Origin of the sequence: Ktedonobacter robiniae (assembly GCF_016587375.1) — a bacterium.
GTDB lineage: Bacteria > Chloroflexota > Ktedonobacteria > Ktedonobacterales > Ktedonobacteraceae > Ktedonobacter > Ktedonobacter robiniae.
This window is the reverse complement of the sequence record NZ_BNJG01000001.1, coordinates 376,198-390,422: the sequence shown is the minus strand read 5'-3', so window position 1 is coordinate 390,422 and position 14,225 is coordinate 376,198. Positions and strand designations below refer to the sequence as shown.

General features: G+C 53.8%; 11 protein-coding genes. 10 read left to right on the top strand and 1 reads right to left on the bottom strand.

The genetic code is table 11. The features are described 5' to 3' along the window. Window positions 1–63: 63 nt before the first annotated feature. The 5 genes from JMJ04_RS01595 (at window position 64) to JMJ04_RS01575 (ending at window position 4,459) form a co-directional block, all read left to right on the top strand. Window positions 64–942, top strand: a complete 879-nt coding sequence (locus JMJ04_RS01595) for an SPFH domain-containing protein (RefSeq protein ID WP_201368819.1) — start codon at window positions 64–66, stop codon at window positions 940–942. A gap of 59 nt (window positions 943–1,001) precedes the next feature. Further along, window positions 1,002–1,547: a hypothetical protein gene (locus tag JMJ04_RS01590; RefSeq protein ID WP_201368818.1), complete on the top strand. Its 546-nt coding sequence runs from the start codon at window positions 1,002–1,004 to the stop codon at window positions 1,545–1,547. A gap of 112 nt (window positions 1,548–1,659) precedes the next feature. After that, entirely contained in the window at window positions 1,660–2,331 is a 672-nt protein-coding gene (locus JMJ04_RS01585; protein WP_201368817.1) for a response regulator transcription factor, read from the top strand. Beyond that, a complete protein-coding gene (locus tag JMJ04_RS01580; protein WP_201368816.1) occupies window positions 2,331–3,398 on the top strand; it encodes a sensor histidine kinase in 1,068 nt (355 codons plus the stop codon). The genes JMJ04_RS01585 and JMJ04_RS01580 overlap by 1 nt, the downstream gene beginning before the upstream one ends. Window positions 3,399–3,607: 209 nt before the next feature. Beyond that, on the top strand, window positions 3,608–4,459 hold the full coding sequence (locus tag JMJ04_RS01575) for an alpha/beta fold hydrolase (protein WP_201368815.1): 852 nt from the start codon (window positions 3,608–3,610) through the stop codon (window positions 4,457–4,459). 69 nt (window positions 4,460–4,528) lie between these two features. Here the strand turns inward: JMJ04_RS01575 and metE are convergent, their stop codons facing one another. Further along, a complete protein-coding gene (metE, locus tag JMJ04_RS01570; RefSeq protein WP_201368814.1) occupies window positions 4,529–6,853 on the bottom strand; it encodes a 5-methyltetrahydropteroyltriglutamate--homocysteine S-methyltransferase in 2,325 nt (774 codons plus the stop codon). 133 nt (window positions 6,854–6,986) lie between these two features. Between metE and JMJ04_RS01565 the strand changes: the two genes are divergently transcribed. From JMJ04_RS01565 to JMJ04_RS46355, 5 genes are all read left to right on the top strand, one after another. Continuing rightward, entirely contained in the window at window positions 6,987–7,604 is a 618-nt protein-coding gene (locus tag JMJ04_RS01565; RefSeq protein WP_201368813.1) for a TetR/AcrR family transcriptional regulator, read from the top strand. A 31-nt stretch (window positions 7,605–7,635) separates the two neighbouring features. Continuing rightward, complete coding sequence (locus JMJ04_RS01560; RefSeq protein WP_201368812.1) at window positions 7,636–8,727, top strand: winged helix DNA-binding domain-containing protein; 1,092 nt, start codon at window positions 7,636–7,638, stop codon at window positions 8,725–8,727. A 517-nt stretch (window positions 8,728–9,244) separates the two neighbouring features. Continuing rightward, window positions 9,245–10,102, top strand: coding sequence for a sensor histidine kinase (locus JMJ04_RS01555; protein WP_201368811.1), 858 nt, complete (start codon window positions 9,245–9,247; stop codon window positions 10,100–10,102). Between the two features lie 442 nt (window positions 10,103–10,544). Further along, the gene (locus tag JMJ04_RS01550; protein WP_201368810.1) at window positions 10,545–11,801 is read left to right on the top strand and encodes an MFS transporter; all 1,257 of its coding nucleotides are present in this window, start codon (window positions 10,545–10,547) and stop codon (window positions 11,799–11,801) included. 146 nt (window positions 11,802–11,947) lie between these two features. Further along, entirely contained in the window at window positions 11,948–14,146 is a 2,199-nt protein-coding gene (locus JMJ04_RS46355) for a winged helix-turn-helix domain-containing protein (protein WP_236037875.1), read from the top strand. The last annotated feature ends 79 nt before the right edge of the window (window positions 14,147–14,225 follow it).

Sequence of the window (14,225 nt, the reverse complement as noted above, 5' to 3'; positions counted from 1 at the left end):
TATGGCAGAAGTTTTTGTCTGCCAGCAGGTTGGTCATACTCTTCTCAGATAATAGGAGGTATTATGACAGGCATCCGTAACGTGATTTCGACGTTAAGCGAAAACGGCGAGGAGATAATGGGGCCAGAAATTCTCCTCTGGCATTATCCTCACAATGGCATCATGAATGGCTCGTTGCTTACAGTGGAGAGCAACCATTTCTGCGTTCTCAAGTCGCGGGGAGCTATTCTCAATGTCTACGAAACAGGGCAGTATACGATTCAAACCCCTGATCGCCCTCTTTTCGGCTCTATGCAACAGGCCTTCTATGGTGGGCAGAGCCCTTGGCAGTATGAGGCACTCTACATCAATCGCGCCAAGCTCGTGCTGAAAACAACCGGCATGGCCCTCTCACGAGAAATGGCCGAGATGGTTTACAGCGTGGATTACTATATTCATGTTGAGACGCGCGAGGCCGCGGTACAACTTGTCCAACACATGCCCTACCGAGGACATGCATTGACAACGCAAGAGATCAACGCCTATGCTGGCCCCGTCATTGAGCAGGCGGTCAACCAGGTTGTGCAGATTACGCCCCTCGAAGTGGTGAATGAAAAGATTCACGATCTTTCGCAGATCGTATTTCAGCATCTCCAGCAATTCCTGACGACGTATGGAATAGCGCTCAATACAGTGAAAGTCCTGGTGTTTCCCCGCGATGAGCGCATGAAGGCGCTGATTTCGCTCAAGGCTTTTGGTTTGAGCGAGCTAGAGGCGGTGCGCTACTATACAGCGATGTTGATGGCGGAAAGAGGGATTGTCTCCGCTCCCAATATGGCGATTGGGCAACCCTTCAATGTCAATGGTGTACAGCCAACCACAAATGCTGATCACTATACGGTCAACTCATCACACGCTCCTGCACCTACTCCTCCACGCGCACCGGGTCAGCCACCTCGCTAAAAGAATAATCAAAGGGATACGGGCAAGCTCATGCTTGCCCGGCATCGGGAGGGATCGAGATGAGTTCACAACCATCCAACAATCCGCTCGTGCAACAACTGCAATTGCTGCTTACGGGCTATGGCTATAACTTCTATAATAAGACAGACCAGGCACGCGCGGACGATGTGCTTGTACGAGAGCGAGCCTCCTACTCTCTTTCACAAGCGATATCTCTACTCGCACAATTGCGTGGCGAGTATCATACACGCTTCATTCCTCCGCTGACGCGTGCCAACCCTGACCCACCTCAGGAAGCCATGGCGCAAATACGAGCCATTGAGGCGGCTCAACAGGCCCTTGCGAGTGTGGAATCTGGCATCCGTGGGATGTCGGTCCCGACCCAGGATCGTGTGTGGTGGCGCTTTCGGCAAGAGCATGCTCTTTTGACACAGTTGCTGAACTTTGACCTGCTACTTGTACGCGGCAGCGAGCAAATATATCAGCACGTTTCGCGTATGACTCCTGAGGATTGGGCGAGCCAGAGTGCTATACTACGCCAGATGACGCAACAACTGGCCCAGACAGCGAAGGAGCGGGAGCGCTTCCTGCTCATACAGCTTTAGCCCACGGAGAATATCAGCCCAGGCAAGGTTATTTCCATCAATGGACTGGATTCGTTTTGGATGGGATCGTCAGGTTGTTGTTCTTATTCCATAAACAGGGCGGACTATTTCTGTGAGCACTATTTTACTGGTAGATGATGATGTTCATCTTCGGGAGCTGTCGCGTATCTTCCTACAACAGGAAGGCTTTACGCTCGCTGAAGCGTCTGATGGCGTTGAAGCCCTTGTCGTCTTTTCACAAAGCAAAATCGACCTGGTTATCCTTGATATCATGATGCCAAAGATGGACGGCTGGAAGCTGTGTCAGGAGCTACGCAGGTATTCTGATGTCCCCATCCTCATGCTCACAGCCAGGGGGGAGACCAGCCAGAAGCTCAAAGGTTTCCAGGTGGGTACTGATGATTACCTGGTCAAGCCTTTTGAGCCACCTGAACTGGTTGCCAGGGTCAAGGCTCTGTTGAAGCGCTATCGCATTGCCACCTCACAGCGGCTTCAGGTTGGTGAGCTGGTTATGGATCATAAAACCTTTGAAATGAGTGTGCATGGGGAACGTCTCACGTTACCCCTGAAAGAATTTGAGGTGCTGTTCAAGCTGGCGAGCGAGCCAGGAAGGACCTTTTCTCGCGACCAGTTGATTGAGGATATCTGGGGCTATGACTTTGCTGGCAATGAACGTACCCTGGATGTGCATATTAATCGGCTTCGCGAGCGCTTTCCCGAAGATCAGCATTCCTTCCGCATAAAAACTATCCGGGGTCTGGGATATCGGTTGGAGGTGGACTGATGAAGACAAGGTGGGTTATTCAGGTTACTGCTGTGGGTGTGGTCGTGATGTTGCTCTTGTGTGGTATCTGGACTGGCGTCTTTTTCCTGACTGCGTCGCTGTATGCTGCGACTGGCTTGACGCTTCCTCCCTTCCTGATTCAAGTCTTGAATTCACTCTTTGGCCTATTGGTATTTGTCTTACTTTTCATTGTCTACATTGCCTGGAGCAGCGCCAGGTCAGAAGTCAGGCGACAACGCATGCAGGTCTTTGAACCTATTATCGAGGCGATGAAGCGGATCGCGAAAGGCGATTTTCAGATCAGGCTCGACCCAGAGGTTGGGGCCAATGGGTTTACAAGCGAACTGGCGAAGAGTGTGAATCAAATGGCTGAGGAACTGAACCAGATGGAGCATATGCGACAGGAGTTTATATCGAATGTCTCGCATGAAATCCAGTCACCATTGACCTCAATTCAGGGCTTTGCGCAGGCCCTGCATGATGAACACCTGCCGGTTTTAGAGAGAGAGCACTATCTTGGCATTATCGAAACCGAAAGCATGCGGCTCTCCAGAATGACTGAGAATATGCTCAAGCTTGCCTCCCTGGAATCAAAGCATCTGACGGTTGAGCCGAATTCTTATCGCCTGGATAAACAGATTAGAATGCTCATCCTGGCCTGTGAGCCACAGTGGACGCGTAAAGCCATCACTATGGAGGTGGATCTAGAAGAGGTCTTGCTTTTCGCGAATGAAGACCTGCTCTCACAGGTGTGGAGTAATCTCCTACACAACAGTATCAAATTCACGCCACAGGGTGGAAAAGTGTGTGTTGAAGTGCATCGGCAGGATCGTTGCATCGAATGCAGGATTACGGATACGGGGATAGGTATCCCCCTGGAGGCGCAAACGCGTATCTTTGAGCGCTTCTATAAGGTCGATGCCTCACGGGAGCGTGCCCGCGAGGGAAGCGGATTAGGACTCGCCATCGTCAGAAAAATAGTGGAACTCCACCAGGGGACCATTAAGGTGGTGAGTCAACCTCATGCTGGAACGAGTATGCTTGTCTCCTTGCCAGCAGCAGAATAAGGTCGCCAGAAAAAGTCCCCCGCCCACTATCACTCAGAGTGGGCGGGGGGACTTTTTCTGGCAGGTGCCAATTTAAATTGTGTTTACAAATCCCATGTATTGTTCTCCATGAGACCTAACGTTGCATACGCCTGACGTTGGCATTGAGAGGATCAAGTCTATATGTCAAAACACATCGAAGCAATGAGATAAAAAAGGAGAACTTTTTCATGAGTAGCACAAAATCGAACACCTTACGTGTGCCTGGCGCGACTCTTTCCTACGAGGTGCGTGGAAGCGGTCCTCTCCTGCTTCTTATCGCTGGTGGAGGCAATGATCGCATTGTCTTCCATGGGATTGTGGACTATCTCACCGATCAATATACCGTTGTGACCTATGATCGCAGGGGGCTTTCGCGCAGTCAGCTCGACAATCCAGGTGAAGAACAGCGCGTCGAGGTACACAGCGACGATGCCCATCGTTTGCTTAAAGCCTTGGGGAGCGACTATGAACCGGCATATGTATTCGGGAGTAGCGGCGGTGCCATTATTGGACTTGACCTGGTTGCTCGCCACCCTGGGCAGGTCTATACGCTAGTCGCGCATGAGCCGCCAACGCACCTATTGCCCAAGACGGACCCCATTCAGGAGATGAAAGGCATCCAGGACGTGTACCGGCATTCAGGAGTTATGGCAGCTTTACAGATGCTCTTTCAGTTGGATGGCCTGAACGAGGACCGCCGAGACATGGTGAGCGAGCTACCTGCCTCTATAAAGGATCAGATTGTGAAGAACACGATCTTCTTCTTTGAGCATGAGGTAGCCATGTACGACCGCTACCTACTGGATTTTGCCGCACTCGCAAGCGCTACCAGTCAGACGCGAATCGTGCTTGCTGGCGGACACGACTATCAGGAGGCCGCGACATACTTAAGCGCCGCCGCCGTAGCGGACCGGCTCGGAACGGATATGGTAGAATTTCCGGGCCGCCACGTGGGCTATGTGAGCAATCCGAGTGCCTTTGCCCACCGCTTGCGCGAAGTACTTGACGAGAAGCCAGCTCAAATTTCCCAAATTTTGTGAACTAAGACACTGCTTTATCGCACAAACCTGGGCAGTACTGCAAATGTTTCTCGTCTGATCCCTAAACCATTACAAGGTACCGGTTTGTAGTGGTAGTGAGGATCGCACTTGTTGGGTAGCAGAGACCATATGCTTCAATGCTGGCTTGACTTCTTCCCACTTGCGCGTCTTGAGACCACAATCAGGATTCACCCACAACTGTTCGGATGGAAGAATCTGGAGGACGAGACGCAATTTCTCATCAAAATCCTGTGTTGTCGGCACATGCGGCGAGTGCACATCGTAGATGCCAAGTCCAATGCCGTTAGGATAGTGATAGGCTCTGAGTGCCTCCAGGAGATCGAACTGAGAGCGCGAGGCTTCGATGAGGACTACATCAGCATCCATGCTGGCGATCTCAGGAACGATGTCATCAAACTTTGAGTAGCACAGGTGCGTGTGGATCTGCGTTTCGTCACGTACACCGTTTGCAGCTAGGCGGAAACAGAAGATTGCCCAGGAGAGATGCTCCTGCCAGTCAGCATGGCGTAGGGGAAAGCCCTCACGCAGCGCTGGCTCATCGATCTGAATCGCGCGTATGCCGGCCGCTTCCAGGTCCAGGACTTCCTCGCGAATCGCCAGGGCAATCTGCTTGCACGTTTCTGAACGGGGCTGGTCATCGCGCACAAAGGACCACTGCATGATGGTCACCGGACCTGTGAGCATCCCTCTGATCGGGCGAGCGGTGAGCGATTGCGCAAAGCGTGACCATTCAACGGTTATCTGCCCAGGGCGTGCCACGTCACCATAAATGATCGGGGGACGCACGGCACGCGATCCATAGCTCTGGACCCATCCATGCCGTGTTAGCAGCATCCCGGTCAGATACTCACCAAAGTATTCGACCATATCACCCCGCTCTACCTCGCCATGCACCAGCATATCTAGCCCGGCCTCCTCCTGAAAGCGAATCACCTCTTCGATCCCTTGCTTGAGGAAGGCTTCATAGCTGTTCTGATCCAGTTTGTGGCTCTTGTAGGCGGCACGCGCTGCGCGCACATCTGCTGTCTGCGGATAGGAGCCAAGCGTCGTGGTGGGTAAAAGTGGCAGTTTTAGTCCAGCTTGCTGACGCCCTTTGCGCATATGATATGGCTGCGAACGTTGTGCCATCTGCTCTGTAATGGCCTGGACGTTTCGGGCAACCTCCACTGTGTGAATGCGTGCTGAACTGCGCTTGCTCTCCAGCGCCTGCCTATTGGCCTGGAGCGCAGCCTCAATCGTCTCTCGACCCTCATTGAGCGCGCGGGTGAGCAGACTGATCTCCTCGACCTTTTGCCTGGCGAAGGCGAGCCAGGAACGCATCTCTTCGTCAAGATGCGTCTCTTGCATCACATCAATAGGCACATGCAGCAGTGAGCAGGAGGCGCCGAGCAAGACGCGCTCTGTGCCAAGCGCCTGCACAGCTTGCGAAGCCACAGTCAGCACACGCTCAAAATCGGTGAGCCAGATGTTGCGCCCATCGACAAGGCCGAGTGAGAGTGAGAGCGAGGACGGGGCCTGCTCAAGCGCCTGCTCAAGCTGTTGTGGAGCACGAACCAGGTCAAGGTGCAGCGCATCTATGGGCAACTGTAACGCCAGCGGCAGATTCTCGCGCAGATCGCCAAAGTAGGTGGCGAGTAAGATGTGCAGTGATGGAGCCTGGGCCGCTCTCTGCGCAGCCAGGCGCGTATAGGCAGATTGGTAGGCTGCCCGCGTTGCCTCATCTAGATCGAGAACCAGGCATGGCTCATCGATCTGTACCCACTCAGCCCCCGCCTGCGCCAGGGCTTGCAGAATCTCCTCATAGACAGGCAGGAGGGCATCCAGCAGTGCAAGCTGGCTCATCCCGCTCTGTGTTGTCTTGCCGAGCAGCAAGAAGGAGAGCGGGCCGAGCAGCACTGGACATGACTGGATGCCCAACGCCTTCGCCTCCAAAAACTCATCGACAGGTTTGCGTGAGGCAAGGTGAAACGCTTGCCCTGGCTCAAACTCAGGAACGATATAGTGATAATTGGTGTCGAACCACTTGGTCATCTCCATGGCAGGAACCGCATTGGCCTGGTCCTTCTCCATGCCACGCGCCATAGCGAAATAGGTGTGTAGATCAACCAGGCCACCATTCCATTGATAGCGCCTGGGAACGGCTCCGACCAGGGCGATTGTATCAAGCACATGGTCGTAGAGGGAAAAATCGTTAGACGGGATGTGTGTCAGGCCGGCCTGATGCTGCAACTGCCAGCGCTGCTTGCGTAGTGCGCTTGCCTGCTCAAGCAGTTCTGTTTCAGTAAGCCGACCAGACCAGAACTGTTCAAGCGCCTTCTTCAGTTCGCGCCTGGCGCCAAGACGCGGATAGCCAGGGATCATTGCTTGGACCATTTTTCAACTCTCTTTCACACTGTCAAATGATAATCATCGCCCCCGTGTTTGTAAATCGAATGTTCGTTTTATAAACACGGACAGTTCTATGATATCATAGGTGAGGCAATAAGAGCAAAGGAGGACTCACCCCATGCCAGCAAAACCCGGCATCCATGAGGCCGCTCGCCGTACGCAAATTTTGCGCGCCGCACGCAGTTGTATTGTGGAACTCGGCTATGAGCGCGTGACGATGCGTGACGTGGCAGAAACGGCCGGAGTCAGCACCGGAACCATCGTCCATTATTTTGGTGATAAAGACACCATGCTTGAGGCCGCGCTTCTTGAGAAAGTGCAGGATACCGGCATTGCCTTTCGGGCGGCGCTCACTGGTGCCCAGAGTGCCTGGGAACGTCTGGAGCGCCTGGTGATAGCCAGCCTGCCCGAAAGCGAGGAGGTTCGCGACGAATGGCGCTTGTGGCTGACCTTCTGGGGAGAAGTCACACGCAATGCACGGCTGCGCGCAGTCAGTGAGAAACAACATCGTCGCTGGACGCGTTTTCTGGCGCGCATCATCGCCGAAGGGAGCGCTTCCGGCGAATTCGCAGCAGTTGATGCGGCTATCGTCGCCACGCAACTGGCGGCGTTGATCGATGGATTAGCTATTCAAGCCACGCTCCAGAATCCCGCACTTAGCCCTGCACAGATGCGCCAGATCTGTCTGAGTGCGTTCCAACGACTCCTGTACGCGAACCAATCAGTGAAACCATGAATACTTGTAGGCCATGAGGGAGAAAACGGATATGGACATTGCGCAGCAACGATTGCTGAGCCAGCGGATTAACGGTGAGCGTTGCCAGACGCCGGAAGAAGTGGTGCGCTGGCTGGGCGCGATGCAGGCACAGGAGTATCAGGAGGCCTTGTGGGCCATTGGCCTGCGTACCCGCTCCGCGACACTGGCAATGGTCGAACAAGCGATAGCCGAGGGGAAGATCGTACGCACCTGGCCTATGCGTGGCACACTGCACTTTGTTCCTGCGGAAGATGCGAAATGGATGCTGGAACTGACGGCCACGCGCATGATCGCGAAGGATAAGCTCAGACAGGAGCAGCTTGAACTTGACGAGGCGATCATCGAGCGTGCTGCGCAACTCCTTCACGACGCGCTGCACGGTGGCAAGCGTCTCTCGCGCCCTGGTGTCATGACGCTATGGGAAGATGCGGGCATCAGCACCAGGGGCCAGCGTGGCTATCACCTGCTGTGGTACCTGGCACAAACGGGGCTGATCTGCCTGGGGCCATACGAGGGTAAGCAACAGACCTTTGTGCTGCTCGATGAATGGGTGCCACAACCACGTAAATTCTCGCGCGAGGAGGCCCTAAACGAGCTTGTGAAGCGCTATGTGGCGAGTCATGGACCGGTTACTGTTTATGACTTCGCCTGGTGGACAGGTTTGACCATCAGCGAGGCCAGGACCGGATTTCACGCTATTCGAAGCGAGCTTTGCGTCGAGAAGCACAATGGGCAGGAGTACTGGTTCTCCAGTGACGTGCTCAGCGGCGAGGCACATCCATCCTCTGAATTCTACTTGCTGCCCGGCTTCGATGAATACCTGCTTGGGTACAAGGACCGTAGTGCCGTGCTCGCTGCCGAGCATGTCCAGAAAGTCGTGCCGGGCAACAATGGCGTCTTCATGCCCATGCTTGTCGTCGCGGGCCAGATTGTCGGCACCTGGAAGCGCACGCTGAAGAAGAATGAGCTTGACATCCTCCTCAAACCCTTCGACCAATCCTTCGACCTGGAGACAGAGGCACGCGAAGCTGTCAGCTCCTATTACGACTTTCGTGGCCTGCCGAGAAATTTACGGTATCCTCCCTTTCCTCAACAAAGGTGATCTATTCGTATCCTGTGAAATCTCTCTTGTCTCCAAGGCGTATCATAAAAATGAAATATCCTATCCCCGCTGCATAATCTTCTCCCTCTCGTAGCAACGAAACAAGGGATTGGTAAATGATCAGGAGTGTCTTATGATGCCAAGGAGAAAAATAAGCCAGTACCTTGATCGCCAGAGAGCGGTGAATCACGAGGCCACCATATACCTTCCAAGGTGGCGCCTACCCGTTTTTGGGTATCTCATCGGACTCTTCCTCACGGGTATAGCAGTGATCTTAGCTCTTCTTATTCCAAGCATACGTGTTATGTGGGTACCCTTGTGTCTTGCATCTGTTATCGTTGGCTTTGTGTGGGGAGTAAGTCCTGCTCTGGTAACGACTCTGGTTGGGTTTCTTGCTTTTTTCCTCATTGTCTTTCCCCATTTCGATATAGTGAGCCTAAATTTTGGAACTGCCATAGCAACACTTGGCCCTTTCGTATCTGCCCAATGCATAATCGCTGTTCTCGCGGGCCAGAATATGGTGAAATACTGGCGTATACGTGCGGCCGAGCAAAAGGTGCATGCCTATGCTCAGGAACTGGCAACAACGAACCAGAAACTTGAACAAATCAATCAAGAGCTTGAGCGGGCCAATCATCTCAAGGATTATTTTATGGTACGCGCAGCTCACGAGTTACGAACCCCTCTTACCACCATACTAGGAGAAGTGCAACTCGCTCTACGACGTCTGGATAAAGCGAAAAGCACAGAGAAAGAAGCACTTTTGTGGAGAAGGCATTTTGACAAAATTGAGGCACGGACACGTGTGTTGCAGGCATTGGTTGAAGATCTGATTGAGTTCAGTAGTTTACATACTGGAGAGAAGCTCTTGCAGTTTGGCCCCTGCGATTTCAGCAAGCTTTGTAGTGAGGTCGTCGAGGATCAATGTACGTATTCAGGTCGCCAGATTGAGCTACAACTTCCTCTCGATCCTATAATCATTCAAGCTGATGGCAAACGACTTACCCAGGTTGTGATTAATCTGGTGAGCAATGCTCTTCACTACTCATTAAAAGATACGGTGATCTCTATTGACGCACACGTGGAGGATGCCTCTGTGCTTTTCCAGATACATAATGAGGGGCCTGCTCTTCCTCTCGAGCAGCAGTCACACCTTTTTGACCCATTTTATCGTACTCCTTGCGCCGAGGCTTTTTTCAGAGAAGGTTGGGGTCTGGGGCTTACTGTGAGTAAAGAAATTGTCGAGCGCCACGGCGGGCAAATCTGGGTGAAATCCATTGAGGGAGAAGGCACTACCTTTTTTGTACAAATCCCTCTTGAGATAGAGCAGAATGTTCAGGCTTTTTTCCATCAACCAGCCAGGAAAATGGCTTGACTTGCAATGGCATTCCCACATGAGCTACAGCCGCGAGCGAGAAAGCCCTGTCTTTTAAGCTGAGATGGCCCATGAGGGCGCGTTCAAGATCGAATTGCTGCTCTTTGCCTTCCCTGGCTCGTTCATTGCGATGGGCGATCCGGTATGCTATACTAAGCCAAGCAAGCGTCGTTTATCCAGCAGAAAGAAAGGGGCACTCTTATGCAGCACATTCCTTCGACAGAAAGATGGTGCATCCTTTCCGGGTTGGGCACATTCACAACGCGCTAAGACAGCCCTACGTGTTTCCTCCCTTGCATTCTCTTCAGCCTCGAAGATGATCAGCTTTTATACCTGGCCTGATTTCGGATGCATCCATCACTCCCTTATTCATTTTTGCAAGCATTTTATGCCTGCATGCTTTTCGTGCAATTTATAAAGCTAACTAAAAAGGAACAAATTCGTGATAGAGAATCAAAATCGGGTTGTGATCAAGGAAGAGATATCAGAGGTACGTGCGCCTCTTCCGCTGTGGCGGAATCGGGACTATCTGCTCCTCTGGGGTGGTCAGGTGGTCTCGCAGACTGGCTCACAGGTATCACAGTTGGCTTTTCCTCTGCTGATCCTCGCGCTCACCCATTCACCTGCTCAGGCCGGGATTGCGGCGGCGCTGCGTACCATTCCTTATCTCTTCCTCAGTTTGCCCGCAGGTGCCCTGATGGATCGATGGGATCGCAAGAAGGTGATGATCTTCTGTGATATTGGGCGATTTCTGAGTATGGCAAGCATACCGCTGGCGTTGTTCTTCGGTCATCTGAACCTTATTCAACTGTATCTCGTCTCCCTTCTGGAAGGGACTTTCTTTGTCTTCTTCGACCTCGCCGAAGTCTCCAGCCTGCCCCAGGTCGTCTCAAAGGAGCAATTGTCTGCCGCCAGCGCGCAAAATATCGCGACCTATAATATTGCGATGCTCCTCGGCTCGCCGCTGGGTGGCCTCCTCTATAGTGTTGGGAGCCTCTTCCCTTTTCTGGCAGATAGTGTCTCGTATTTCTGCTCTTGTCTTTCGCTTCTCTTCATTCGAACCTCATTTCAACAGGAGCGTACAGCAGGGGCCTCACGTGCTTTGATGACAGAGGTCAAAGAGGGTCTGAAGTGGCTATGGGAGCAGCGTTTCATTCGCTCGCTGGCACTGCTCCTGTGCGGGATCAATCTGATGACCGGGGGAATCACATTGGTCAGTATTGTGCTGGGGCAACATGTGCATGCCTCGACGGTAGACCTCGGGGTCCTATTCGCCGTCGCAGGCGTTGCCGGGGTGCTTGGTGCGCTGGCGGCGCCGCTGCTCCACCGCCGTCTGAGCTTCTTTGTGATCTCCCTTATTACCTTGTGGGCACAGGCATTGCTTGCGCCTTTGCTGATCCTGGCTCCCAACCTGCTCACGCTTGGGGCTATTCTTGCTCTCCTCTTTTTCCTTTTCCCTATCTTTGATGTCCTACAGCGGAGTCAGCGTATGGCCCTGATCCCTGATGCCTTACAGGGTCGCATCAATAGTGTGTACCGACTGATTGTCTTTAGTAGTAACCCTGTGAGCCTGGCGCTGACCGGGTTCCTGCTCCAGAATGCCGGGACGACGTTCACCATCCTCCTCATGACAGCCGGCCTTACACTTATTGCGCTCTCAGCCATGCTGAACCCGCACATGCGTCGGGTAGCTGCCTAAAAAAAGGGACGGGTAATGGGTCAGTTGACTCATCACCCGTCCCTTTTTAGGCAGGAAGCGCAACAAGTTTTTATCCAAAAGCTTCTCTATCTGCTATACTCTCATGGAAGATATTTCTGACATCAACGACTGGAAAGGGCGGCTCTGTGTCTCGCGATACGCCTTTTGAAAAGGATACTAACCTGATTCCTGTTCCATCCGTGCTACCGTTGCTGGAAACCAAGCTGCATCCGCCACTTCTCTCGGGGAAGCTGGTCAGACGAACTTGCTTGCTTGAACAGCTTGACGCGAGCCTGAACTACAAAGTGATGGTGCTCCAGGCGCCAGCAGGCTCCGGCAAAACGACGCTGGTTAATCAGTGGTGGCATCTCCATTTTCCTGAGGCACAGGACACATCGGGAGCAGATGCCGTTCTTGCCTGGCTTTCGCTTGATGTTGGCGACAACGATCTCCTGCGCTTCTGGCGCTACCTCATGACTGCCTGTCTCAAATTTCTGGCACCGGAGCAGCAGGCCTCGGGACAGGCTGCGCTGGCCCTGCTTAGTCCGCTCACTCCTTCACCCTTTGAGCCACCTGCCTTGGACTCGGCTCTGGCGCAGTTGCTCAACACCCTTGCGCGCTCGCCCTTCGAGGGTCTGCTGGTAATCGACGACTATCATGTGATCGAAGATGCTCGTGTTCATGAGATGCTAGCCTTTTTTATCGATTACTTGCCCGCGACGATTCATATTCTGCTGCTTTCGCGTTCTGAACCGCCACTTCCGCTCCTGCGCTGGCGAGCCAGGGGTGATGTATACGAGCTACAGACAAACGATCTGCGCTTCTCCCTGCAGGAGACAGCAGCGTTCTTTCGCCAGGCCCTCCCTCACGACCTGTCGCCAATGGCTCTGCAACAACTTGATAACAAGCTGGAGGGGTGGGCTGCCGGATTACGCTTGCTCTCGCTGACCCTCTCGAAATGGCGAACTCAGGAGGCCATTGACCAGGCCGTCCTCTCGCTTGGCGCGCTGGATACCGCTGCCGATCGCTCGCTACTTGATTACTTTGTCCATGAGATCCTGGAGACGCAGTCTGAGCCAATACAGCGCTTTCTCCTTCAAACCAGCATTCTCGGTCGCCTCTCTGCTACGCTGTGTGTAGCCGTCACCGGGGATGTGCAGAGCGCGACTCAACTGGAGGCAGCCGAGCAGGCTGGACTCTTCCTGGAAGCCCTGGAGGGACCTGGAGGTTGGTATCGCTATCATGCGCTCTTTGCGGCAGCCATGCGGCATGAGGCCGAACGGAGGCTGGGTGAAGAGGCCCTGCGTGACCTCTCCTTGCGAGCCAGCGTATGGTATGAGCAGGAGGCGTTGCTCACAGAGGCTATCGAGGCCGCATCGCTGGCGCAGGATATGGAGCGGGTCGCGCGGCTGATCGAGCGGGTACACATCCAAAATTTCTCTGAGCCACAAACGATGCTGCGATGGATGGAGCTGCTTCCGGAAGTGGTTGTACGCACGCATCCCATGCTCTGCTTTCTCTTTGCCACCGAACTCCGCTTTCCGGTGAAACTCTGGTTTGCTCAGGAAGCAGCGTTAGCCACTGAGGTAGCCGCTATCCCTGATGGAGAACGCGCGCGCATCGAGACGTTATTGCAACTGGCCGAAGAGGGCTGGCAGCGCAGTGGCGACGTCTCCTGGATTGGTGCCATCTGGGCGCACCGCGCGTTGAGCGCCTTGCTGGATGAAGCCCCCTTCTCTTCAGTTGTGCATTTCGCCCGGCAGGCACTCGTCTTCTTGCCGCGAAAAGGAGCGTTGGATCGACGAGTGCAGATGTATCGGTCGGCATGCCTCTTTTTTGTGGGCAAGGAAAAGCTGGATCTTGGCCAGGTGAGCGAGGCACGCGCGATGCTGCTCCAGGCTCAGGAGGATAACCTTCCGCCTGGTAACCGCTTTCTTGCCGTTGACATCCTTCTGACCCTGGGCAAGATTTACCTGGCCCAGGGCGACTTCGTGCTCGCGCAAACGCATCTTCGCCAGGCGCTCTTAAGCGCTCGCGAACTCTCTGATGAGAAGGTGATCGTAGAGGCGCAGCGTGAACTGGATAGACTGGAAGGGAGAGCGGAGACCAATGGACTGGTAGAGCCGCTCTCCGCGCACGAAGAACGAGTGCTGCACCTGCTGATTGCGGGCTTGAGTAACCAGGAGATCGCGAGCGAATTGATTATCTCAGTCAATACTGTGAAGTACCACATCAAGCACCTCTATCAGAAGCTAGGTGTCAGCAACCGCCTCCAGGCCAGTGAGGCGGCGCGCCAGTTACATCTCTCCTCTCCCTCTAATACTCAGCGTTATGAGCCACGCTAGGCTAGATAGCCTCCCCTCTCTTCACTACCTACTCGCCTCGCTGCTAACTACCCTTCGCACTACCCGCATGGGTGGGGAG

Excerpts from the sequence above, each read along its gene's own strand:
- JMJ04_RS01560 (WP_201368812.1), top strand. The coding sequence starts at position 7,636 with ATGGACATTGCGCAGCAACGATTGCTGAGCCAGCGGATTAACGGTGAG.
- JMJ04_RS01555 (WP_201368811.1), top strand. The coding sequence starts at position 9,245 with ATGGTGAAATACTGGCGTATACGTGCGGCCGAGCAAAAGGTGCATGCC.
- metE (WP_201368814.1), bottom strand. The coding sequence starts at position 6,853 with ATGGTCCAAGCAATGATCCCTGGCTATCCGCGTCTTGGCGCCAGGCGC.
- JMJ04_RS01580 (WP_201368816.1), top strand. The coding sequence starts at position 2,331 with ATGAAGACAAGGTGGGTTATTCAGGTTACTGCTGTGGGTGTGGTCGTG.
- JMJ04_RS01595 (WP_201368819.1), top strand. The coding sequence starts at position 64 with ATGACAGGCATCCGTAACGTGATTTCGACGTTAAGCGAAAACGGCGAG.
- JMJ04_RS01565 (WP_201368813.1), top strand. The coding sequence starts at position 6,987 with ATGCCAGCAAAACCCGGCATCCATGAGGCCGCTCGCCGTACGCAAATT.
- JMJ04_RS01590 (WP_201368818.1), top strand. The coding sequence starts at position 1,002 with ATGAGTTCACAACCATCCAACAATCCGCTCGTGCAACAACTGCAATTG.
- JMJ04_RS01575 (WP_201368815.1), top strand. The coding sequence starts at position 3,608 with ATGAGTAGCACAAAATCGAACACCTTACGTGTGCCTGGCGCGACTCTT.